The sequence below is a fragment of the Micromonospora psammae genome (genome assembly GCF_036902725.1).
In the GTDB taxonomy this organism is placed as follows: Bacteria; Actinomycetota; Actinomycetes; order Mycobacteriales; family Micromonosporaceae; genus Micromonospora.
The window spans coordinates 1-794 of record NZ_JBAKHM010000061.1; the positions used below are offsets into that span (position 1 = coordinate 1).

Annotated in this window: 1 protein-coding gene; it reads right to left on the reverse strand. The window is 67.3% G+C overall.

The window, feature by feature from the left end; genetic code table 11:
* A partial coding sequence (locus V6U79_RS29680; protein WP_334616721.1) for a TMEM175 family protein occupies positions 1–669 on the reverse strand: 669 nt, incomplete at its 3' end.
* Positions 670–794 lie beyond the last annotated feature (125 nt).

Below are 794 nucleotides of genomic sequence, written 5' to 3' on the forward strand. Positions count from 1 at the left end.
ACGCTTCGCCCTGGCGATCTCGCCCCGGATCGGGAGCCAGTAGAAGGGGATCAACGCGGTGATCACGGCCACGCCGAGGACGGGGAGCAGGGCGCCCAGCAGGATTCCGGCGGCGATCCAGAGGGGAGCGAGCCGAAAGCGACGGCCGATGGCTCGCGCAGCGGCGGGATCGACGGTGGTGCTGAGCAGCCGGCGACCACGGCTCGCGTACCCCCAGATCGCGTTGAACAGAGAGGCTGCCAGCCCGAGCGCGAACCCGTAGAAGACCACGGCAGTCCGCTGCCCGTGTCCGTCCCGGAACGCGGCGGCCAGAACGGAAGCGGCGAATGGCAGGAACGCGATGGTCATCAGCAGCAGGGTGTTGAGCAACAGCACCACCCAGTCGGTGCCGCGAAGGTGATCGAACATGACGTGGTGGTTGGCCCACACCTGCCCGATGAGAAGGAAGGTGAGGGCGTACGCCAGGTAGGACGGCCACAGCGTGGCGAGGCCGTGGGCCAGGTGCCGGGTGTCCTCCGGCGGGCTGATCTCCAGAACGAGCAGGGTGATGGAGATGGCGAAGACCGCATCGCTGAAGGTGACGAGCCGCGCGGGATTGCGTTCCGCACCGAACGTCGTTGACCTTGCTAATCCACGAGCAGGTTCTGCCACCGCCCAATACTGGGACACGAACCGTCGCTGGGCGCGGCGCCGAGCGGCGTGTCATCCAACACCCTGAACTTGGCGGTCATGGCGCTTGGTCAGTGAGCACCGGTTGGCCAACTGCCAACGCTCCGACCTGCCCACCAGCCCTC